Consider the following 21938-nt stretch of genomic DNA (forward strand, 5'->3'; position numbering starts at 1 on the left):
CCCAACCAACAGGTTCGTGCCGATCCCCGTTGGGCTTCGCTGCGCTCAGCGCCAACCTACCGGCGTACGCCCGATTGCCCGAACATCGGGCTTTCGCACGCAAAATCCGGGGCAAACACTACCAACAAAATCCTGCAACACGTAACGGGGAAATAGCCTTTTTCCTGGGCGCTCGGCCGTCCTGCCAGTGATAAGATCGGCGTGCCCGAGTCCGGCACCTCATCGTTGCGCAATAAGGGGACCTCCATGCGTTTTGCCTTCCCGCTGAAATCGGCCTTGGTCGCCCTGCTGCTGGCGACGCCTATCCTGGCCACGGCCGCGGGAAAGTGCGATCGGCTGGTAGCCACCGGTGCGGCGGACAATCCGCCGTTTCTCTGGCGTGACCCGCAGAATCCCGCGCGGCTGATCGGTGCCAATGCCGATCTGCTCGGGCAGATCGCCGATGCGCTCGGCCTCAAGCTGGATCTGCTCTACACCGGTGATGCGGCCAAGGCGCTCGACGAGGTGCGTAGCGGTCGCGTCGACGTGCTGGCCGATGCGACCCTGTCGCTGCGACGGCTCGAGGAGATGGATTTCATTCATCCGGGCATCGTGCAATTACAGACGGTGGCCTGGGTGCGCAATGAGCCGGGGTTCTTCTATTCCAGCCGCGAGGACCTGCGCGGCCGCGCCGGTAGCGTCGTTGCAACCAGCCGCTTCGGCAGCGAGTTCGACGCCTTCGCGAAGGCCAACCTGCAGTTGCGGCAGGTCGCCGATGTCAACCAAGGTCTGCAGACGCTCATCGCCGGCGGCAGCGACTACCTGCTGCACGAGCGCTACAGCATGATCGCTGCGGCCGATACCCAGGGGACGCTGGGCCGGATCCAGCGTCTCGAGCCGCCGCTCATGAGCCGCGACATGCATCTGGCCATCTCCCATGATTCGGCCTGCAACGACCCGTGGCTGCGCGGACAACTGGCGCGGAAAATGACAGAATTGCGCGCCGCCGGCGTTCCGCAGCAACTGGTGGCGCACAATCTGACGGTCTGGAAAAACCAGCAGTCGGCACCGACAGGCACTCTGAAAAAGTAGGTTCAGCGTTTTGAAACGACTTCTCCCTGGCGTCCTGGCCGCCTTGTCGATGGTAGGCGGGTGCGCCAACGATCCCGCCCCCGTCGAGCAGCTGCGGCTGACCGAGCAGGCGCTGGTCCAGGCGCGTGCCATGGGGCCCGAAGCGCCTGCCGAGTTGCTGCAGGCCGAGGACAAGCTGCGCGCAGCGCAAGCGGCCATGGCCGTCGAAGACCATCGTGAAGCCCGCATGCTGGCCGAGCAGGCGGAGCTGGATGCGCGCCTGGCCGAGGTGCGATTGCTGAACGACAGGCGTCAGGCGCAGATCGACGATCTCACGCGGCGTATCGAGCGGCTGCGTCAGCAGTTGGGAGAAGCGCGGTGAGAAGTCGATTCGCGGTAGCCATGATTGCACTGGCATTGGCTGGCTGTTCCACGCAGGAGACCGAGCGGCAGCTCAGTGCGGCCGCGGCCACGCTGCACAGCGTCCAGCTGGACGCTGCGGCCCAGCGTAGTGCGCCCAAGGATCTGCAGCGCGCGGCGGAAACCCTGCAGCGTGCCGAGCGTTTCGCGGACTACTGGGGCGGCGCGGCCGACGCCCGGCATTACGCCTACCTGAGCCAGCGCTACAGCGAGATCGCCCGGCAGCAGGGCATGCTGTTGCAGCATCAGGAGCAGGTCGTGCGTCTGGAAATGGAGCGCGACCGCCTGCGGAGCATGTTGCAGGACGCCCGGTTGATGACGGCCGAACAGCAGGGCCGTTGGCTGGAGGACCAGATGATGAGCCTGGCAGCCAGCGAAACCGACCGCGGGCTGGTGATGACCCTGGGCGATGTGCTGTTCCGGGCCGGCAGCGCCGAGCTGGGCAATACGGCCAACCGTACGCTGCTCAAACTGGCGCATTTCCTTCAGCTCAACCCGCAACGCAAGGTGCGCATCGAGGGCTATAGCGACAGCAGCGGCGATGCACAGGAAAACCTGATGCTCTCGCAGGCGCGTGCCCGGACGGTGGCCGACCTGCTGGTGGATCTGGGCATCGAGCCGGCCCGCGTCGAGGCCCGCGGCTATGGCGATCGTTTTCCCATCGCGGAGAACGCTTCGGCGCACGGTCGCGCGCAGAACCGGCGGGTCGAAATCCTGTTCTCCGATGCCGAAGGCGGTTTCGCGCCCGAGCGCTGAGCTGTCGTGGCCGCAGCGCTGCGGCCGACTGTTTCGCCCAGACATCGCGTAACTGTATTGGTCGCATCTCCCGTTCATGCGCTACTGTTACGGTTCAGTTGGCGGGAGACCGGCGAAATGACCAATCTGTTGCTCTATCAGCGTATCGCTCAGCAGCTCGCCGAGGATATCCGGCGTGGCGTCTATCGCCCCGGCGAACGCGTGCCTTCGGTGCGCAAGATGAGCCGGCAGCTGAGCGTCAGCCATGCCACGGTCTTGCAGGCCTACGCCAACCTCGAAGACCAGGGGATGATCCGCGCGCGCCCTCAGTCCGGTTTCTACGTGCACCAGACGCCGGTGCTCACCGCGCCGACGCCGGATATCGCCCGGGTCGAGCGGCCGACCCTGGTCACCCGCAGCAGCATCATCAACCAAGTGCTCAGCGAGTCCCGCCGCGAGGGCCTGATCCCGCTGGGCGCGGCCGTGCCCCATGTGGACTACCTGCCGGTGCGCGCATTGCACCAGCAACTGGCCAAGGTCACCCGCTTCCACAGCCCACGAGCCTTCAGCTACATGTTCAGCCCCGGCTACGAGCCGCTGCGCCGCCAGGTGGCGATCCGCATGCGCGATGCCGGGGTGGTGGTCGATCCCGCCGAAATCGTCATCACCCACGGCTGCGTCGATGCGTTGCAGATGGCGTTGCGGGTGCTGACCAGGCCGGGCGATCTGATCGCCGCCGAGTCGCCGACCTACTATGGCCTGCTGCAACTGGCCGACCTGCTGGGGCTGAAGGTGATCGAGATCCCCAGCGACCCGGATACCGGCATGAGCCTGGAGGCGCTGCAGCTGGCCGCCAGCCAGTGGCCGATCAAGGCACTGGTGCTGACCGCGCGCCTGAGCAACCCGCTGGGTGTGAGCATGCCGGACCATCGGCAACGCCAGTTGCTGAGTCTGGCGGCCCGGTTCGACATCCGGATCGTCGAGGACGATATCTACGGCGAGCTGATGTTCGAGCCGGGGCTGTACAAGGCGCTCAAGTCGAACGACCAGGATGGGCGGGTGATCTACTGCTCCAGCTTCTCCAAGACGCTGTCGCCCGGCGTGCGGATCGGCTGGATCATCGCCGGGCGCCATCAGCCGGAGATCGAGCGGTTGCAGACGTTCAGCACGCACTCGGCCTGCAGCGTGACGCAGATGGGCGTGGCCGCCTATCTGGAAAACGGCGGCTACGACCGCCATCTGCGCTACATCCGCCAGGAATACCGGAAGAACCTCAGTGCCTTCCAGCTGGCGGTGCAGCGCTATTTCCCGGAAGGCACGCAGATGACCCGGCCCAAGGGCAACTTCATCCTCTGGGTCAGCCTGCCGGTGCGGGTCAACACCAAGGACCTGCAGGTGCGCGCGCTGGAGCAGGGCATCAGCATCGCGCCGGGACTGATCTTCAGCAACACCGAGCAGTTCAACCACTGCATCCGGATCAACTGCGGGCTGCCGTGGAACCACGAGACGGAGCGGGCGTTGCGTACGCTCGGCCAGCTGGCTTCGGCGCTGTGCCGGGAGGCGCAGTAACCCGCGGGCCGGCCTGTGCCCAGCGGGTGTGCTAGCGGCTTCGGTCGTCCGTTTCGTCCTGCGCCAGCAAGGCCTGTAGCGCCTCTGCCGGCAGCGGCTGGCACATGTGGAAGCCCTGGACTTCGGTGCAGCCATCGTCGGTCAGCAGACGCAGCTGCTCTTCGGTCTCCACGCCTTCGGCGGTGACCTGCATCTGCAAGCCTCGGCCCAGTTCGATCAGTGCGCGCACGATCGAGTGATCCTCGATTGACTGTTCGATGCCGGCCACGAAGCTGTTGTCGATCTTGATCACGTCGAACGGGTAGTTGCGCAGGTTGGTCAGCGACGAATAGCCGGTGCCGAAATCGTCCATGGCCAAGCGCACGCCGAGTGCCTTGATGCGGTTGAGCAGCTCCAGCGTGCCGCGAGCCTCCTGCAGCAGCGCGCTCTCGGTGATTTCCAGTTCCAGCCGTTCGCCTGGCAGGCCGCTTTCCCGCAGTGCCCGGGTGATTTCCTCGAGCAGCTTGTCGTCGTGCAGCTGCAGTGGCGAGAGATTGACGGAAACCACCGTCTGCCCAGGCCATTGGGCTGCCTGCCGACAGGCCTGGTGCAGCACCCAGCGCCCCAGGGGAATGATCAGCCCGCTGTCCTCGGCCAGCGGTATGAAGGCCTCGGGAAGCAGCATGCCACGCTCGGGGTGCGGCCAGCGCAGCAGCGCTTCGGCGCCGTTGATCCGCATGTCCTGGCTCAGGTAGCGGGGCTGGTAGTGGACTTCCAGTTTCTGCTCGGCGAGCGCGAGGCGCAGTTCTTCTTCGCGGCGCAGGCGTTCATGCAGGCGTTGGTCCATCTCGTGGCCGTATGCGCGCCAGGTGCCGCGGCCGGAATCCTTGGCCTGGTAGAGCGCGATGTCGGCACAGCGCAGCAGTTCGTTGGCATGGGTGGCGTCGGCTGGCGCCAGGGCGACACCGATGCTGGCGCCGATGCTTATCCGGTGCTCCTCGTAGATGAAGGGCGCGCTGATCGCCTCGATGATCCGGCTGCACAGCCTGTCGATGTCGGTGTCGTCGCTCATCCGGTGGACCACGATGACGAATTCGTCGCCGCCCAGCCGGGCGACCAGGTCTCCCTCGCGGGTGCACTGGCGCAGGCGGCTCGCCACGCCGATCAGCACCTCATCGCCGGCGGCATGCCCGAGGGTATCGTTCACCGGCTTGAAGCGGTCCAGGTCGATGTAGAGCAGCGTCAGCGTCGAGGCGCTTCTGAGCGCTTCCAGGTTTCGCTCGAGATACTCGTGCAGGCGGCTGCGGTTCGGCAGGCCGGTCAGTGCATCGTGTTGCGACAGATATTGCACGCGGGCCTGGGCCTTGGTTTCTTCGGTGATGTCGCTGGCCGTCCCGCGATAGCCGAGCAGTTTGCCATCGTGCTCGATGGCGCGTGCGGCCAGACGGCAATAGCGCTCGCAGCCATCGGCGGCCCTGTAGCTGCAGCGCAGCGGCGCATCTTGCGGGGCCTGCAGCCAGTTCTGCAGGGCGGCGCTGTCGCTGATCAGCAGCTCGAGCAGCGGACGCCCCAGCCAGAGGCCCGGCTCGTGGCCGGTAATCTGCCGGAAGCGGCTCGACAGGAAGGTCAGCCGTGCCTGCTCGTCGCTTTCCCAGATCCAGTCGGAAGCCGCCTCGGCGACGTCGCGAAAACGTGCCTCGCTCGCCGCCAGCGCGCCCCGGCTGCTGGCCAGGCGCGCATAGCTGTCGTCCAGTAGTTGCAGCGTGCGCAAGGCCTGGCGAATCAGCAGCCAGGCGAGCAGGCCGAGGCCGAGTGCCACCGCCGCGAGGATCGGCAGCGTCACCCAGAGCAGCAGTTGCCCCGGCTGGGGAGCCGTCCAGGTGAAAGACAGGGGCGAACCGTCCTCCAGGGTATGCTGGATATGCGGGCCATCCCCGAGGCCGGCGGGATCGAGGCGCAGCTGGTCGATGGCATATTGCGTGCCGATTTCTTCCAGGCGTTCGGCATCGAGCAGATCGACGAACAGCAGGACGGATGCCGGGCCGTCGTCTGCTGCGATACCGGTGCCGCCGGGGGTCAGCTCCGCGGCCGCGACCAAGGCGGGCTGATCGTCGACCCAGAGCAGGGCGGAGACGCCCGCGTCGTCAGCCACGGCGGCATGGGCGCGTGCCAGCAGCTCCGGCAAGCCATGTTGCAGATACTGCTGGCTCTCGACCGGTTGCAGCTTCCCGCGCAGCACCGAATACAGGGTCTCGCCCGCCGGATTCACCACCAGGACGGCTTCGTAGCCGAAATCCCTGTAGAGCGACGGACCCAGGTTGGCCTGGACATAGGCCCAGTCGACGTCGACCTGGCCGTTGAGGTGCACATAGGCATCGCCCCAGAACGCGTAATCGACGATGGAGCGGTTCATCCAGTCGTGCTGCGCCTGTAGCGCCTTTCCCGCCAGGAAGTGGCTTTGTTCCAGGGCGTCGTGGTCGATCCGTCTGGCGATATGCACCACTGCGACGGCAGCGGCGGCGAGAGCGACCACCAAGAGCGCAACCATGCCGGGAAGAATGCGGCGAGCGAAAATTGCCTGCGCCTTGGGGCGTGCCTGGTCGTCGCCAGAAGAGGGGGTTTGCATGAGGAGAGTCCTTGCCAGAACAGCAATGATCGCGGCAATGGAGGCATAGCGCTACTACCGGCCGGCGAAAAAATCGCTCTCCGTCGGTCGCCAGGTCTGGCAGTACTGCCAAGGTCGGTTCAGCGGTCCTGTGCGTCCTTGGCGTCGGCCTCGGCATTGCGTTCGGCGATGCGCTTCTTCTGTTCCTCGGTGAGCGGTATCTTGCGCGCGGTGGAGCGCAGCATCAGCAGGCTGCCGACGATGGACCCCAGGGCCACGACCAGAATGAGCCAGAAATACCAGGGCATGCTTTTCTCCAGGCGGTTGTGAAGGCTGGCCGCGCGGCGCGGCGACTGCCTCACTTTACGTGGGCGTGAGCGACAGGTCGAATGCCACGCCCCCTGAATTTGGACCGGCCCGGCAAGCTTTCGTCGTCGGGCGTTTTTTCTGCGACAATGCGCGCCGAATTTTGCCGAGGAGCTGTCATGACCTGCCAAACCCCGATCATCGTCGCGCTCGATTTTCCTTCCCGCGATGCCGCGCTGGCGCTGGCACAGCGGCTCGATCCCAGGTTGTGCCGGGTCAAGGTCGGCAAGGAGCTGTTCACCCGCTGCGGTCCGGCGATAGTGGAGGCTCTGCAGGCCATGGGCTTCGAGGTGTTCCTCGACCTCAAGTTTCACGACATTCCCAACACCACGGCGATGGCGGTGAAGGCGGCGGCCGAGTTCGGTGTCTGGATGGTCAACGTGCACTGCTCCGGCGGCCTGCGGATGATGGCGGCATGCCGCGAGACGCTGGACAAGGCCGCCGGGCCTTCGCCGCTGCTGATCGGCGTCACCGTGCTGACCAGCATGGAGCAGGCCGACCTCGCCGGTATCGGCCTGGACATCACGCCGCAGGAGCAGGTCCTGCGCCTGGCCGGGCTGGCTGCGCAGGCAGGGCTCGACGGACTGGTCTGCTCGGCGCAGGAGGCCGTTTCGCTGAAGGCGCAGTTCCCGCAACTGCAACTGGTGACCCCGGGCATCCGTCCGGCCGGCAGCGCCGAGGACGATCAGCGGCGCATTCTCACGCCGGCACAAGCCATGGCGGCCGGCTCCGATTACCTGGTGATCGGCCGGCCGATCAGTCAGGCCTCCGATCCGGCGCAGGCGCTGGCGGCGGTGGTCGCCGAACTCGCCTGAGTCGATCCCGGTTGCGCCATCGGCCCGCCTGCCGTGGCGCTCAGCTCACCTTGAGGACCAGCTTGCCGAAGTTGCCGCCGGTGAACAGCTTCATCAGCGTCTCGGGAAAGGTCTGCAGGCCCTCGAGGATGTCTTCCTTGCTCTTGAGCTGGCCGCTGGCGAGCCATTCGGCCATGTCGCGCATCGCTTCGGGATAGCGTGACACATAATCGGTGACCACCATGCCCTCCATGCGTGCGCGGTTGACCAGCAACGACAGGTAGTTGGACGGGCCTCTGACGGCTTCCTTGTTGTTGTACTGGCTGATGGCGCCGCAGATCACCACGCGCGCGCCGACGTTGATGCGCGGCAGCACGGTATCCAGGATGTCGCCGCCGACGTTGTCGAAGTAGACGTCGATGCCTTTCGGACACTCGCGCTTGAGGCCGGCCGCGAGGTCTTCGTTCTTGTAGTCGATGGCCCCGTCGAAGCCCAGCTTCTCGGTAAGGAAGCGGCACTTGTCGGCACCGCCGGCGATGCCGACCACCCGGCACCCCTTGATCCGGGCTATCTGCCCGGCAACGCTGCCCACGGCCCCCGCCGCGCCGGAGATCACCACGGTTTCGCCGGCCTTGGGCTGGCCGACGGCGAGCAGGGCGAAATAGGCGGTCATGCCGGTCATGCCCAGGGCGGAGAGATAGCGCGGCAGCGGCGCCTGTTGCGGGTCGACCTTGTAGAAGCCTTTCGGCTCGCCGAGAAAATAGGCCTGCACGCCCAGCGCGCCGTTGACGTAGTCGCCCACGGCGAAACCCGGGTGTTGCGAGGCGATGACCTTGCCGACGCCCAGCGCACGCATCACTTCGCCGATGCCGACTGGCGGGATATAGGACTTGGCGTCGTTCATCCAGCCGCGCATGGCTGGATCGATTGACAGGTATTCGACCTGCACCAGGATCTGATTGGGGCCGGGTTCGCCCACCGGTGTCTCGACGAAGTCGAAGGTTTCCCGGGTCGGGGCGCCGACCGGGCGCTGCGCGAGCAGGAATTGCTGATTGAGCAGGGTCATGGAAGAAGCCTCGTCACTGGAGTGCTTTGGTTTAGCCCGTGCCAGCCGGTGCTGCAAGGTACGCCGCTCACTGGAATGCAAAGGCATCCAGCCTGGTGATATGACCGCTCCGGCAGTGAAAAGCCTGCGTGCGTAGCGGTATAAACCTGACCGGGAGGCCTTCTGTGGTCATTTCAAGAGCAGAAGACAAGATCGGATTCTTCGGGAACGACACTATGAACATGAAATTCTCCGGCCAGGTCGCCTTGGTTACCGGCGCCGCCGCCGGTATCGGTCGCGCCACTGCGCTGGCCTTTGCCGAGCAGGGACTCAAGGTCGTGCTGGCGGACGTCGATGAGAACGGCATCCAGGCGGGCGCCGCAGCCATCCGTGACGCGGGGGGCGAGGCGATTGCCGTGCGCTGCGACGTGACCCGCGACGAGCAGGTCAGGGCGCTGGTCGAGCAGACGCTGGCGCAGTACGGCCGGCTCGACTACGCCTTCAACAATGCCGGCATCGAGATCGAGCAGGGCCGGCTGGCCGAGGGCAGCGAGGCGGAGTTCGACGCGATCATGGGTGTCAACGTCAAGGGCGTCTGGTTGTGCATGAAGCACCAGTTGCCGGTGATGCTGGCCCAGGGTGGCGGCGCCATCGTCAACACCGCCTCGGTGGCAGGGCTCGGCGCGGCGCCGAAGATGAGCATCTATTCGGCCTCCAAGCATGCGGTGATCGGCCTGACCAAATCCGCGGCCATCGAATATGCCAAGAAGCGAATCCGGGTGAATGCGGTGTGCCCGGCGGTGATCGACACCGACATGTTCCGCCGCGCCTACGAGGCGGACCCGCGCAAGGCCGAGTTCGCCGCCGCGATGCATCCGGTCGGACGGGTGGGCACGGTGGAGGAGGTCGCTGCGGCGGTGCTCTATCTGTGCAGCGATGGTGCGGCTTTTACTACCGGCCATGCGTTGGCGGTGGATGGCGGGGCGACGGCTATCTAGGTTGTTGGTATTCGGGGGAGTGCTTTGGGTTATTGATACAGGGGCTGGCTTCTTTCACTGTTGCCGAGCCTTGGGTTCGGATTTCGTGCAACAGCCGATATTCGAGCGATCGGGCGTTCGCGGGTAGGTTGGCGCTGAGCGCAGCGAAGCCCAACAGGGGGCGGCATGAACCTGTTGGGCTTCGTCGCTGCGCTCCTCAGGCTGCGCGCCCCGACCCAACCTACGCTACGCGCCCCGCTCAGGCCCGCCTGCTAAGGATCACCAGCGTAAGCGCCCCCGCGATCAACCCCCAGAGCGCCGCCCCGATGCCGAACAGCGTCAGCCCGGAAGCGGTGACCATGAAGGTGATCAGCGCCGCCTCGCGCTCGTGCGGCTGCTGCATCGCCTGGGTCAGGCCGGAACCGATCGAGCCGAGCAGCGCCAGCGCCGCGATGGACAGCACCAGCGCCGCCGGAAAGGCCGCGAACAGCGCCGCCAGGGTGGCGCCGAAAATGCCGGCGATGCCGTAGAACACACCGCACCAGACGGCCGCGGTATAGCGCTTGTGTGGATCGGGATGCGCTTCAGGGCCGGCGCAGATCGCCATGGTGATCGCCGCCAGGTGGATGCCGTGCGAGCCGAAGGGCGCCAGCAGCAGCGAGGCGATGCCGGTGGTGGAGATCAGTGGCGAGGCTGGCACCTGATAGCCTTCGGCGCGCAGCACGGCCAGCCCCGGCATGTTCTGCGACGCCATGGCGATGACGAACAGCGGGATGCCGATACTGAAGATCGCCGCGAAGGACAACGCCGGGGTGGTCCAGACCGGCACCGCGACCTGCAGGCTGAAGCGCTGGAAATCCAGTAGGCCCGACAGTCCGGCGATCAGGCAGCCGACCAGCAGCGCGACGAGCACCGCATAGCGTGGTTGCAGGCGCTTGGCCAGCAGGTAGCTGAAGAACATGCCGAGCACCAGCACCGGCTGCACCTCCACGGCGCGGAAGATCTCGATGCCGATGTTGAACAGCACGCCGGCCAGCAGGGCGGCGGCCAGCGAGGCCGGCACCCGGCGCATCAGCCGGTCGAAGCTGCCGGTCAGGCCGCACAGGAGAATCAGCGCCGAGGCGAAGATGAACGCGCCGATCGCCTCGTCATAAGGCACGCCGGGCAGGCTGGTGATCAGCAGGGCCGCGCCGGGCGTCGACCAGGCGACCACCACCGGCGTGCGATAGCGCAGCGACAGACCGATGCTGCAGATCGCCATGCCGATCGACAGCGCCCAGATCCAGGACGATATCTGCTGCCCGCTCAGGCCTGCCGCCTGGCCGGCCTGGAACATCAGCACCAGCGAGCTGGTATAGCCGGTGAGCATGGCGATGAAGCCGGCGACGACGGTCGAGGGCGAGCTGTCGCTCAGTGGGCGCAAGGCGGTACGGCCGATTGGATTCATGCTTTCCATTTCTTGTTAATCGACGCAGGGGTTCGGTTGAACGCGTTAGCCTATTGGCCCTGCCCGCGCAACGTCCCGGTACAGTCAGATGCGCAATGGGCGGAACAGTCCACAGGCTGGCGCGAAAGCCGATGCAGGTCATCGGGGCTGCGGGGCCGTTGCGATGGTTCTGGCACCCTTGTTGCTATCTAGTCATTGCTCGTCGCGATGCGTCAAAAAAACCGCGGCTGTTGGAGGATTAGATGAGTCAGGGTGTGCAATTCAATCGCTTGATGCTGGAAATGCGGGCCATGCAGACCGAGGCCATGGCGCGCGCCAAGCCGGAGGCGCCTGCGCAGGAAGTCGGTGCGCCGAGCTTCTCCGACATGCTGGGCCAGGCGGTGAACAAGGTGCACGAAACCCAGCAGGTCTCCAACCAGATGGCCTCTGCCTTCGAAATGGGGCAGGGCGGCGTCGACCTGACCGAAGTGATGATCGCCTCACAGAAGGCCAGCGTTTCCTTTCAGGCCATGACCCAGGTGCGCAACAAGCTGGTTCAGGCCTACCAAGACATCATGCAGATGCCGGTGTGAGGCGGATTGAATCATGGCTGAAGCGGTGAGCAACGTTCCGGTGCCGGCTGCGTCGGGAGATGCCAAGAAGCCCTTCCTGGGGCTGTCGTTCCTGGAAAATCTTTCGGAAATGTCGATGCTGCGGCAGATCGGCCTGTTGGTCGGGCTGGCGGCGAGCGTGGCGATCGGCTTCGCCGTGGTGCTCTGGTCGCAGCAGCCGGATTACCGCCCATTGCTCGGTAGCCTCGCCGGGATGGATGCCAACCAGGTGATGGAAACCCTCGCCGCGGCGGATATCGCCTACACCGTCGAACCCAACTCCGGCGCCCTGCTGGTCAAGGCCAACGACCTCGCTCGCGCCCGGCTGAAGCTCGCCGGCGCCGGCATCGCGCCGGCCGACAGCAACGTCGGCTTCGAGATCCTCGACAAGGACCAGGGCCTGGGCACCAGCCAGTTCATGGAGGCGACCCGTTATCGCCGCGGCCTCGAGGGTGAGCTGGGGCGCACCATTTCCAGCCTGAACAACGTCAAGGGCGCCCGCGTGCACCTGGCGATCCCGAAGAGCTCGGTGTTCGTCCGCGACGAGCGCAAGCCCAGCGCCTCGGTGCTGGTCGAACTCTATCCGGGCCGCGCGCTGGAGCCGAGCCAGGTGATGGCGATCATCAACCTGGTCGCCACTAGCGTACCGGAACTGAACAAGTCGCAGATCACCGTGGTGGACCAGAAGGGCAACCTGCTGTCCGACCAGCAGGAGCTGTCCGAACTGACCATGGCCGGCAAGCAGTTCGACTACAGCCGTCGCATGGAAAGCCTCTACACCCAGCGCGTGCACAACATCCTGCAGCCGGTGCTGGGCAGCGGCCGCTACAAGGCCGAAGTCTCCGCCGACGTCGATTTCAGCGCGGTGGAATCCACCTCGGAAACCTTCAACCCCGACCAGCCGGCACTGCGCAGCGAGCAGAGCATCAACGAACAGCGCCAGAGCAGCCTGCCGCCGCAAGGTGTGCCGGGGGCGCTGAGCAACCAGCCGCCGGGGCCGGCCAGCGCTCCCGAGCAGACCGGTGGCGCCGCTGCTGCGGCGGGCCCGGTGGCCGCCGGCCAGCCGCTGCTCGACGCCAATGGCCAGCAGGTCATGGACCCGGCGACCGGCCAGCCGATGCTCGCGCCCTATCCGGCGGACAAGCGCGAACAGGCGACCCGCAACTACGAGCTGGATCGCTCCATCAGCTACACCAAGCAGCAGCAGGGCCGTCTGCGCCGCCTGTCGGTCGCCGTGGTGGTCGACGATCAGGTCTCGTTGAACGCGGCCGGCGAGACGGTACGGGTGCCGTGGAGCGCCGACGAACTGGCACGCTTCACCCGCCTGGTGCAGGACGCGGTGGGCTTCGATGCCAGCCGCGGCGACAGCGTCAGCGTGATCAACACCGCCTTCGTCGCCGACAGCTTCGGTGAAGCTTTCGAGGATGTTCCGTTCTACTCGCAGCCCTGGTTCTGGGACGTGGTCAAGCAGGTGCTTGGCGTGCTGTTCATCCTGGTGCTGGTGTTCGGCGTGCTGCGGCCGGTGCTCAAGAGCCTGACCAATCCCTCCAGCGGCAAGGAGCTGCAGGTCGCCGACAGTGCCGGCGAGCTGGGCGAGGAGGACGGGCTGGATGCCGGCCTGGCCAATGACCGGGTCAGCCTGAGTGGCCCGCAGAACATCCTGTTGCCAAGCCCCAGCGAGGGATATGAAGCCCAGCTGAACGCGATCAAGAACCTGGTGGCCGATGACCCGGGACGGGTAGCCCAGGTGGTGAAAGAGTGGATCAACGCCGATGAGTGACAATCGAGTCCAGACCAAGCTCAACAAGGTCGACAAGGCCGCCATCCTCCTGCTGTCGCTGGGCGAGACCGACGCGGCGCAGGTGCTGCGTCACCTCGGCCCGAAGGAGGTGCAGCGGGTCGGTACCGCCATGGCGCAGATGCGCAACATCCACCGCGAGCAGGTCGAGCGGGTGATGAGCGAATTCGTCGAGATCGTTGGCGACCAGACCAGCCTCGGCGTCGGCTCCGATGGCTACATCCGCAAGATGCTCACCCAGGCGCTGGGCGAGGACAAGGCCGGCGGCCTGATCGATCGCATCCTGCTCGGCGGCAATACCAGCGGCCTGGACAGCCTGAAGTGGATGGAGCCGCGCGCCGTGGCCGATGTGATCCGCTACGAACACCCGCAGATCCAGGCCATCGTGGTGGCCTATCTCGATCCGGACCAGGCCGGCGAGGTGCTGTCGCATTTCGACCACAAGGTGCGGCTGGATATCGTGCTGCGCGTGTCGTCGCTCAACACCGTGCAGCCGGCGGCGCTGAAGGAGCTGAACCTGATCCTCGAGAAGCAGTTCTCCGGCAGCACCAATACCAGCCGCGCCAGCCTCGGCGGGGTCAAGCGCGCCGCGGACATCATGAACTACCTCGACAGCTCCATCGAAGGCCAGCTGATGGACGCGATCCGCGAAGTCGACGAGGACCTTTCCGGGCAGATCGAGGACCTGATGTTCGTCTTCGACAACCTGGCCGACATCGACGACCGCGGCATCCAGATCCTGCTGCGCGAAGTGTCCTCCGATGTGCTGGTGCTGGCGCTCAAGGGCGCCGACGAGGCCATCAAGGAAAAGGTCTTCAAGAACATGTCCAAGCGCGCCGGCGAATTGCTGCGCGACGACCTGGAAGCCAAGGGCCCGGTGCGCGTCAGCGATGTCGAGAATGCGCAGAAGGAAATCCTCACCATCGCCCGCCGCATGGCCGAGGCCGGGGAGATCGTCCTGGGCTCCAAGGGCGGCGAAGAGATGATCTAGAGGACCTGTTGCCGTTTTTTCTCTAACCGATTGATCTATGAGGAAAAGCTCGTTGTTGAGGCTCTGCCCCAGCACCGATGCTTAGCTTGCAGCACTCTCCCTTGTAGGAGCAGGCCATGTCTGCGGACAGGACCCTTCATCGGTATGGCTGCTTTTTCGCGGGCATGGCCCGCTCCTACGTATGTGCAGAACTGAAACGGGACCCGCCCTGCGTTTCGACCGCCTGGCCTTGCCATGAATTGTCATGGCAATAGAATCCACCTGCCGGTTCTTCAACGACTTCAATTCAGGAGCCCCATGGCCAAGGAAAACCCCAGCGACGTGATCCGCGCGAAGGACGTCAACGTCTTCGATCGCTGGGCCCTGCCCAGTTTCGACCCGCAAGGCGAGGAGCAGGCGCTGCCGCCCGCGGACGTCGTGGAGGAGGTGGCCGAGGAGCCGGCACGCAGCGAGGACGTCCCGGTCGAGGAAGTCAAACCCTTGACGCTCGACGAGCTCGAGGCGATCCGCCAGCAGGCCTACAACGAAGGCTTCGCCACCGGCGAGAAGGACGGTTTCCACGCCGGCCAGCTCAAGGCCCGGCAGGAGGCCGACGCCGCGCTGGCGCCGCGTCTGGAGAGCCTGGAACGGCTGATGGGTCAGCTGCTCGACCCCATCGCCGAACAGGATCGCAACCTCGAACATGCCATGGCCACGCTGGTCAGCCATATCGCCCGCGAGGTGATCCAGCGCGACCTGCTGATCGATTCCGGGCAGATTCGCCAGGTGCTGCGCGAGGCGCTGAAGCTCTTGCCGATGGGCGCCGACAATATCCATATCCATGTCAATCCGCAGGATTTCGAGCTGGTGAAGGCGCTGCGCGAGCGTCACGAAGAGTCCTGGCGGATTCTCGAGGACGCCAGCCTGCTGCCCGGCGGCTGCCGGATCGAGACCGAACACAGCCGTATCGACGCCAGCATCGAGACGCGTCTCGACCAGGCGATCAAGCAGCTGTTCGAGCAGCAGCGCGAGAACGCCACCCATCCGCCGGCGGCTGACCTGGACATCGACCTGGATGCCGCCGATGCGCCTTGAACGGGTCAGCTTCGCCAAGCGTTTCGAAACCTACCGCGGGGCGATCAAGCTGCCCAGCCAGCCGATACTCGAAGGCCGGCTGCTGCGCATGGTCGGGCTGACGCTGGAGGCCGAGGGGCTGCGCGCCGCCGTCGGCAGCCGCTGCATGGTGATCAACGACGACAGCTATCAGCCCTCCCAGGTCGAGGCCGAGGTGATGGGCTTTGCCAGCGGCAAGCTTTACCTGATGCCGGTCGGCAGCCTGGCCGGCATCGCCCCCGGCGCTCGCGTGGTGCCCTTGCCCAATACCGGTCGGCTGCCGATGGGCATGTCCATGCTCGGTCGCGTGCTCGACGGTGCCGGCCGGGCGCTGGACGGTAAGGGCGGGATGAGGGCCGAGGACTGGGTGCCGATGGACGGGCCGGTGATCAACCCGCTCAAGCGCCATCCGATCAGCGAGCCGCTGGACGTGGGTATCCGCAGCATCAACGGTCTGCTCACCGTCGGCCGCGGCCAGCGCCTGGGCCTGTTCGCCGGCACCGGCGTCGGCAAGTCGGTGCTGCTGGGGATGATGACGCGCTTCACCGAGGCCGACATCATCGTCGTCGGGCTGATCGGCGAGCGCGGCCGCGAGGTCAAGGAATTCATCGAGCACATCCTCGGTGAGGAAAGCATCAAGCGCTCGGTGGTGGTCGCCTCGCCGGCCGACGAGGCGCCGCTGATGCGCCTGCGTGCGGCGATGTACTGCACGCGCATCGCCGAATATTTCCGCGACAAGGGCAAGAACGTCCTGCTGCTGATGGATTCGCTGACGCGCTTCGCCCAGGCCCAGCGCGAGATCGCCCTGGCCATCGGCGAGCCGCCGGCGACCAAGGGCTACCCTCCATCGGTGTTCGCCAAGCTGCCGGCGCTGGTCGAGCGTGCCGGTAACGCCGAGCAGGGCGGCGGCTCGATCACCGCCTTCTACACCGTGCTGTCGGAGGGCGACGACCAGCAGGACCCGATCGCCGATGCCGCCCGCGGCGTGCTCGATGGCCATATCGTGTTGTCGCGCCGCCTCGCCGAGGAGGGGCACTACCCGGCCATCGACATCGAGGCGTCCATCAGCCGGGTCATGCCGCAAGTGGTCAGCGCCGAGCACGTACGCGCCTCGCAGCGCTTCAAGCAGCTCTGGTCGCGCTACCAGCAGAGCCGCGACCTGATCAGTGTCGGCGCCTATGTGCCGGGCGGCGATCCGGAAACCGACCTGGCCATCGCCCGCCAGGCCGAGATGGTCGGCTACCTGCGCCAGGGCCTCGACGAAAGCGAGGACCTCGGCCACAGCGCTGCGCAACTGGCCGCGGTGTTCGCCCCCCGGCAAGGCGGCTAAGCGATGGCGCCCAGCCGTGCCGCGCGCCTGGCGCCGGTGATCGAGATGGCCGAACGCGCCGAGCGCGAGGCGGCGCGGCTGCTCGGCCAGGGTCAGATGCAGCTGGCCCAGGCCGAGGCCAAGCTCGGCGAGCTGGAACAGTATTTCAGCGACTACCAGCAACAATGGCTGCAGCAAGGCAGCCAGGGCGTCTCCGGCCAGTGGTTGATGAACTACCAGCGCTTTCTTTCCCAGCTCGAATCGGCCATCGGCCAGCAGCAGCGCAGCGTCAACTGGTATCGCGACAACCTGCTCAAGCTGCGCGAGCAGTGGCGCCAACGCCATGCGCGGGTGGAGGGGCTGAGCAAACTGGTGGAGGGTTATCTGCGCGAGGCGCGGATCGCCGCCGACAAGCGCGAGCAGAAGCTGCTCGACGAATTCGCCCAGCGTCTGGCCGGCCGGCCGCGGGATTCCTGAGTGGTCCCTGGCGGCTACGGGTCGGATTGAATGCTTGCCGCGCCGCTGCTTGAATGCTAAATCTTCACCCACTTCAACGCTGTTGAATGGTCGCCCGGTCCGCCAGCGAGGCTCTTCCGTCGCTCAGCCGGTGTTGCGGCTGTTCTCGTCGCATGTCCGCGATGCCTGCCGTTCAGGCGACCGTTCAAGACGTTCCGGATCAGGGAGTGCCACATGACCATTACTTCGCAGCCTTCGGCGGATGGGCGGGAGCTGACCATCGCCATCAGCGGGCGCTTCGACTTCAATGCGCACCAGGCCTTCCGCGACGCCTACCAGCGGCAGGACGTGACGCCGCAGCGCTACGTGGTCGACCTGCAGGGCGCTACCTATCTGGACAGTTCGGCACTCGGCATGCTGCTCCTGCTGCGTGACCATGCCGGCGGCGACGAGGCCGATATCCGCCTGCTCAACTGCAATGCGGATGTACGCAAGATTCTCTCGGTATCCAATTTCGAACAGTTGTTCGCGATCGCCTGAGATGCCGAGACGGCTGACGATCCTGATCGCCGAGGACAGCCCGGTCGATCGGATGCTGCTCTCCACCATCGTCTCCCGCCAGGGCCATCGGGTGCTCACCGCGGCCGACGGCATGCAGGCCGTGGCGCTGTTCACCCAGGAGCGGCCGCAGTTGGTGCTGATGGACGCCCTGATGCCGGTGATGGACGGCATGGAGGCCGCGCGGCGGATCAAGCAACTGGCCGGCGACGAGCTGGTGCCGATCATCTTTCTCACCTCGCTGAGCGAAAACCAGGCGCTGGTCGATTGCCTGGAGGCGGGGGGCGACGACTTCATCGCCAAGCCCTACAACCCGATCATCCTCGAGGCCAAGATCCAGGCGATGCATCGCCTGCGCCGCCTGCAGGCCACGGTGCTCGCGCAGCGCGACCTGATCGCGCGACGCAACAAGCAACTGCTCGACGAGCACAGCGCGGCGAAGGCGATCTTCGACAAGGTAGCCCATGCCGGTTGCCTGAACGCACCGAACATCCGTTATCGGCAGTCGCCGCGCGCGCTGTTCAATGGCGACCTGCTGCTGGCCGCGCAGGCGCCGGCGGGGCAGACGTTCGTGCTGCTCGGCGATTTCACCGGCCATGGCCTGCCGGCGGCGATCGGCGCCATGCCGTTGGCGGAGACCTTCTACGGCATGGCCGCCAAGGGGCATTCGAGCAGCGACATCCTTCGCGAGATGAATGCCAAGCTCAAGCAGATCCTGCCGGTGGAAATGTTCTGCTGCGCGACGCTGCTGGACATCGATCCCCTGCAGGGCGCGCTGCGGGTCTGGAATGGTGGTCTGCCGGACGGCTATCTGCTGAGCGCCGATGGCCGCCGCACGCCGCTGGGGTCCCGGCACCTGCCCCTCGGGGTCTTGTCCGCGGCGATCTTCGACGACACCTGCGAGCACTTCCCGCTTGTGCTTGGCGATCGCTTGCTGTTGCTGTCCGATGGCGTGATCGAGAGCCGCAACGCCCAGGACGAGCTGTTCGGCGAACAGCGGCTGTTGGCGCTGCTGGATGCCAATGACGATCCGGCGCTGCTGTTCGATGAGATCGAGCAGGCGCTGCTGGCTTTCCACGGGCAGGCGCAGGACGACCTCAGCCTGATCGAGGTGAGCCTGGACGAAGCGGGGGCGGGCACCGCGTTGCCGGCTCCGGCGATCGCCCACCGATCGCCCCCGATCGACTGGTCGGCGCAATTCGAATTGCGTGCCGAAAGCCTGCGCTGCAGCAATCCATTGCCGTTCCTGCTGCAGCTGCTGTTGCAGGTCAGCCCGCTGCGACCGCGTGCCGGGGCGATCTACACCGTGTTGGGCGAGTTGTATTCCAATGCGCTGGAGCATGGCGTGCTCGCTCTCGATTCGGCGCTCAAGTGCGATGCCGAGGGCTTCCAGCGCTACTACGAGTTGCGCCGGCAACGTCTGCAGCAATTGGCCGATGGCTACATCCGCCTGGAACTGGGCATCAAGGCCAACGCCGGAGGCGGGCGGCTGCGCATCGCCATCAGCGACAGCGGTACCGGTTTCGACGTGGCCCGCGCGCTGCAAGCGCGGCATTGCGGCCAGTGCCTCAGCGGCCGGGGGCTGCACCTGGTGCGCCAATTGAGCGACGAATTCGCCTGGCAGGCGGACGGACGTGGCCTGAGCGTGGAGTTCGCGTGGGTGGCTGAGGCATAATCCAGCGCTTTGATCCAGGAGTGGTCCGGTGTCCAATGCTCATCTCGACAGTGCCGTGCTAGCTACGCTGCAGGACGTGATGGAGAGCGAGTATCCGGTGCTGCTGGATACCTTCCTGGCGGATTCCGAAGAGCGCGTCCGTCTGCTCAAGCGCGCCTGGCGGGCCGGAGAGGCCGAGACGCTGCGCCAGGCCGCCCACAGCTTCAAGGGCAGTTGCAGCAACATGGGCGCCACGCTGCTGGCCGAGCTCTGTCGCGAGCTGGAAGACCTCGCCCGGCGGGAACAGCTGGACCACGCGCCGGTTCTGATCGAATCCATCGAACGTGAATTCGCCATCATCGGCATCCTCTTCAGGGCCGAACGACAGCGCCACGGCTAGGCGGAGACGGCCCAGACGAATCTTTGGCGTCGGGCGCTGGCCCGGAACTTGCTCAGCTATCGTCACGATTCATCCGCAGTGGAATGACCCATGGCTGTTTCCCCCGATTTGCTGTTGAAGACTCCCTCTGTCGACGTGCGCCCCAAGGCTGCGGCCAAGGCGCCGGAGGCTCCGCGCGAAGCGCGGGATGGCGCGGGCTCCAGCTTCTCCGACGTCTATGCCAGGGAGCGCCAGGCCAAGCCCGCCGAGCGGCCGGCGGCGCGGGACGATGCCCGGCGCGACAAGGCCGTGGACGACAAGGCGCCACGGGATGCGACGGAAACGGTCGATGACGAAAAGCCGGCGGTTGCCGAAAGTGGCAATGCCTTGCCGCCCGAAGAACTGCCGGACGACGCGCCGCAGGGCGACGACCCGCTGCTGATGTTCGGCCTGGGCGGGCAGTTCCTGCCCGAAGAGCCTCCCCAGGATGGTCAGGTGCCGGGCGAGACGCTGCTCTCGGGCCTGTCGGTCATGCAACAGGTCAGCGTCGAGGGCGAAGAATCGGCAGCGGACGACTTGCTCGGTGGGTTGCGCCGGGCCAGCGATCCCCAGCTCGCCTTGCAGGAAGCTGCGCAGAAATCCGAGGTGGCGCAACCCTCCGAGCAGAAGCGGTTGGAAGCCGGTGACGATTTCGCCAGCATGCTGGCTGGCGTCGAGGTGGCGGAAGAAGGCGAGCCTGAGTTCGAACTGGATCTGGAGCTGCTGGAGGGCATCGAGGCCTCCAAAGGCAGCCGCGCCGCCGACATGGGCGAGTCGCCTTCGGCACGGCCCAATCCGCTGAGCCAGGCGATCGCCCAGCAGGTGCAGCAGGCCGCGCGACCGACGCTGGTCCCGGGGCAGCCGGTGCAGATGCAGCAGACGGGTTGGAGCGAGGCGGTGGTCGACCGGGTGATGTGGCTGTCCAGCCAGAACCTCAAGTCCGCCGAGATCCAGCTCGATCCCGCGGAGCTCGGGCGCATGGAAGTGCGTATCGAGATGAACAAGGACCAGACCCAGGTCACCTTCCTCAGCCCCCATGCCGGCGTGCGTGACGCGCTGGAAGGGCAGATGGTGCGCCTGCGCGAGATGTTCAGCCAGCAGGGCATGAACCTGGTGGACGTCAACGTCTCCGACCAGTCGCTGGCGCGCGGCTGGCAGGGCGGCGGCGAGGGCCAGCCTTCACGCAACGGGTTCTCGGGCGAGACGGCCGATGCGGGCGACGAGGAGCTGCGCCTGGGTGTGGTGGAAGTGTCCGGCAACCGGACATCTGGCGACCGCGGGCTGGTGGACTATTACGCCTGATTGGAGCCATCGCCTGAACGGCCGGCAGGCTCCCGTGCCGGTTTTCCGCCGCTGATCGCTTCGCTGCAGACCGTTCGGCTGCGCCGAAGCGATCCTGTCTTTGCCTCACTATACGCTTTTTCGTGACGGCTTCCGCGCGTTTACTGCCGATGGCCGCTGCCCGATACTTTGGCACAGCTGTTGCTCCTAACTCCTTGAAGCGGGAAGAAACGCAGACGATGACGGATATTTGGCATGGCTAAGAAACAGGCTCCACCGCCGCTGACTTCGGCGGGCCCGGAAGACGCAGGCGGTGGCAAGAGCCGGCTGAAACTCATCCTGGCGATCGTGGTCGCCATGTTGTTGGCCGTCGGATTGTCCATCGGCGGTACCCTGTATTTCATGAACAAGGGCGAGGGCCTGGAGGGCGGCAAGCCGGACGACGCCGCGGCGTCCATGCCGGCGGGCAAGCAGCCGGCGATCTATGAGGTGCTGATGCCGGCCTTCGTGGTCAATTTCAGCCACAATGGACGGCAGCGCTACATGCAGGTCGGTATCGCCTTGATGTCGCGGGACCAGTCGGCGCTGGACGCGCTGAAGGTGCACATGCCGCTGCTGCGCAACCGCCTGGTGATGCTGTTCTCCAGCCAGGACTTCGAGGCGCTGAAGACGCCGGTAGGCAAGGAAATGCTGCGTCAGCAGGCGACTGCCAGCGTGCAGGAGCTGGCGCAGAAGGAAATTGGCAAACTTGCCGTCGAGCAAGTGCTTTTCACCAACTTCGTATTGCAATAGAAGGCTGCCGCA

The 21938-nt window shown here is 65.9% G+C and carries 21 protein-coding genes; 17 read left to right on the forward strand and 4 right to left on the reverse strand.

What is annotated here, in order from left to right; translation table 11 throughout:
* Window positions 1-246 precede the first annotated feature (246 nt).
* The 4 genes from CXK94_RS05385 (at window position 247) to CXK94_RS05400 (ending at window position 3774) form a co-directional block, all read left to right on the forward strand.
* A complete protein-coding gene (locus tag CXK94_RS05385) occupies window positions 247-1071 on the forward strand; it encodes a substrate-binding periplasmic protein (protein WP_102893548.1) in 825 nt (274 codons plus the stop codon).
* Window positions 1072-1081: 10 nt separating this feature from the next.
* Window positions 1082-1432: a DUF4398 domain-containing protein gene (locus CXK94_RS05390; protein WP_037043366.1), complete on the forward strand. Its 351-nt coding sequence runs from the start codon at window positions 1082-1084 to the stop codon at window positions 1430-1432.
* A 20-nt stretch (window positions 1433-1452) separates the two neighbouring features.
* Window positions 1453-2226, forward strand: coding sequence for an OmpA family protein (locus CXK94_RS05395; RefSeq protein ID WP_272888735.1), 774 nt, complete (start codon window positions 1453-1455; stop codon window positions 2224-2226).
* Between the two features lie 117 nt (window positions 2227-2343).
* Window positions 2344-3774: a PLP-dependent aminotransferase family protein gene (locus CXK94_RS05400; RefSeq protein ID WP_102893550.1), complete on the forward strand. Its 1431-nt coding sequence runs from the start codon at window positions 2344-2346 to the stop codon at window positions 3772-3774.
* A gap of 31 nt (window positions 3775-3805) precedes the next feature.
* On the opposite strand, the gene CXK94_RS05405 is transcribed toward CXK94_RS05400, so the two are convergent.
* Together CXK94_RS05405 and CXK94_RS05410 are read right to left on the reverse strand one after the other, a co-directional pair.
* A complete protein-coding gene (locus tag CXK94_RS05405; RefSeq protein ID WP_102893551.1) occupies window positions 3806-6379 on the reverse strand; it encodes a bifunctional diguanylate cyclase/phosphodiesterase in 2574 nt (857 codons plus the stop codon).
* A 119-nt stretch (window positions 6380-6498) separates the two neighbouring features.
* Window positions 6499-6666 (reverse strand): DUF2897 family protein, encoded by a 168-nt coding sequence (locus tag CXK94_RS05410; RefSeq protein WP_102893552.1) that lies wholly within the window; start codon window positions 6664-6666, stop codon window positions 6499-6501.
* Window positions 6667-6843: 177 nt separating this feature from the next.
* On the opposite strand from CXK94_RS05410, the gene pyrF reads away from it, so the two are divergent.
* Complete coding sequence (gene pyrF / locus CXK94_RS05415) at window positions 6844-7539, forward strand: orotidine-5'-phosphate decarboxylase (protein WP_102893553.1); 696 nt, start codon at window positions 6844-6846, stop codon at window positions 7537-7539.
* Window positions 7540-7579: 40 nt separating this feature from the next.
* Here pyrF and CXK94_RS05420 read toward each other — a convergent pair whose 3' ends face one another.
* Window positions 7580-8584, reverse strand: coding sequence for an NADP-dependent oxidoreductase (locus CXK94_RS05420; RefSeq protein WP_102893554.1), 1005 nt, complete (start codon window positions 8582-8584; stop codon window positions 7580-7582).
* Window positions 8585-8799: 215 nt separating this feature from the next.
* On the opposite strand from CXK94_RS05420, the gene CXK94_RS05425 reads away from it, so the two are divergent.
* Complete coding sequence (locus CXK94_RS05425) at window positions 8800-9561, forward strand: SDR family oxidoreductase (RefSeq protein WP_102893555.1); 762 nt, start codon at window positions 8800-8802, stop codon at window positions 9559-9561.
* 238 nt (window positions 9562-9799) lie between these two features.
* On the opposite strand, the gene CXK94_RS05430 is transcribed toward CXK94_RS05425, so the two are convergent.
* A complete protein-coding gene (locus CXK94_RS05430; protein ID WP_102893556.1) occupies window positions 9800-10987 on the reverse strand; it encodes a benzoate/H(+) symporter BenE family transporter in 1188 nt (395 codons plus the stop codon).
* Window positions 10988-11229: 242 nt separating this feature from the next.
* Here CXK94_RS05430 and fliE point away from each other — a divergent pair, with 242 nt between their 5' ends.
* From fliE to fliL, 11 genes are all read left to right on the forward strand, one after another.
* Window positions 11230-11559 carry a flagellar hook-basal body complex protein FliE gene (gene fliE, locus CXK94_RS05435; RefSeq protein WP_037043383.1) on the forward strand — a complete coding sequence of 110 codons (330 nt, stop codon included), beginning with the start codon at window positions 11230-11232 and terminating at the stop codon, window positions 11557-11559.
* A 13-nt stretch (window positions 11560-11572) separates the two neighbouring features.
* Complete coding sequence (fliF, locus tag CXK94_RS05440; protein ID WP_102893557.1) at window positions 11573-13357, forward strand: flagellar basal-body MS-ring/collar protein FliF; 1785 nt, start codon at window positions 11573-11575, stop codon at window positions 13355-13357.
* Window positions 13350-14366 (forward strand): flagellar motor switch protein FliG, encoded by a 1017-nt coding sequence (fliG, locus tag CXK94_RS05445; RefSeq protein WP_037042717.1) that lies wholly within the window; start codon window positions 13350-13352, stop codon window positions 14364-14366. The genes fliF and fliG overlap by 8 nt, the downstream gene beginning before the upstream one ends.
* Window positions 14367-14663: 297 nt before the next feature.
* The gene (gene fliH, locus CXK94_RS05450; protein ID WP_102893558.1) at window positions 14664-15440 is read left to right on the forward strand and encodes a flagellar assembly protein FliH; all 777 of its coding nucleotides are present in this window, start codon (window positions 14664-14666) and stop codon (window positions 15438-15440) included.
* Entirely contained in the window at window positions 15430-16788 is a 1359-nt protein-coding gene (fliI, locus tag CXK94_RS05455; RefSeq protein WP_102893559.1) for a flagellar protein export ATPase FliI, read from the forward strand. The genes fliH and fliI overlap by 11 nt, the downstream gene beginning before the upstream one ends.
* 3 nt (window positions 16789-16791) lie before the next feature.
* Entirely contained in the window at window positions 16792-17244 is a 453-nt protein-coding gene (fliJ, locus tag CXK94_RS05460) for a flagellar export protein FliJ (protein ID WP_102893560.1), read from the forward strand.
* A 213-nt stretch (window positions 17245-17457) separates the two neighbouring features.
* Window positions 17458-17763, forward strand: a complete 306-nt coding sequence (locus CXK94_RS05465; RefSeq protein ID WP_102893561.1) for an STAS domain-containing protein — start codon at window positions 17458-17460, stop codon at window positions 17761-17763.
* A gap of 1 nt (window position 17764) precedes the next feature.
* Window positions 17765-19456, forward strand: coding sequence for a fused response regulator/phosphatase (locus CXK94_RS05470; RefSeq protein WP_102893562.1), 1692 nt, complete (start codon window positions 17765-17767; stop codon window positions 19454-19456).
* A 28-nt stretch (window positions 19457-19484) separates the two neighbouring features.
* On the forward strand, window positions 19485-19835 hold the full coding sequence (locus CXK94_RS05475) for an Hpt domain-containing protein (RefSeq protein ID WP_037042725.1): 351 nt from the start codon (window positions 19485-19487) through the stop codon (window positions 19833-19835).
* Between the two features lie 90 nt (window positions 19836-19925).
* On the forward strand, window positions 19926-21155 hold the full coding sequence (locus CXK94_RS05480) for a flagellar hook-length control protein FliK (protein WP_102893563.1): 1230 nt from the start codon (window positions 19926-19928) through the stop codon (window positions 21153-21155).
* 234 nt (window positions 21156-21389) lie between these two features.
* Window positions 21390-21926, forward strand: a complete 537-nt coding sequence (gene fliL, locus CXK94_RS05485) for a flagellar basal body-associated protein FliL (protein ID WP_102893564.1) — start codon at window positions 21390-21392, stop codon at window positions 21924-21926.
* Window positions 21927-21938 lie beyond the last annotated feature (12 nt).

It is taken from the genome of Stutzerimonas stutzeri, assembly GCF_002890915.1.
Lineage (GTDB): Bacteria > Pseudomonadota > Gammaproteobacteria > Pseudomonadales > Pseudomonadaceae > Stutzerimonas > Stutzerimonas stutzeri_AF.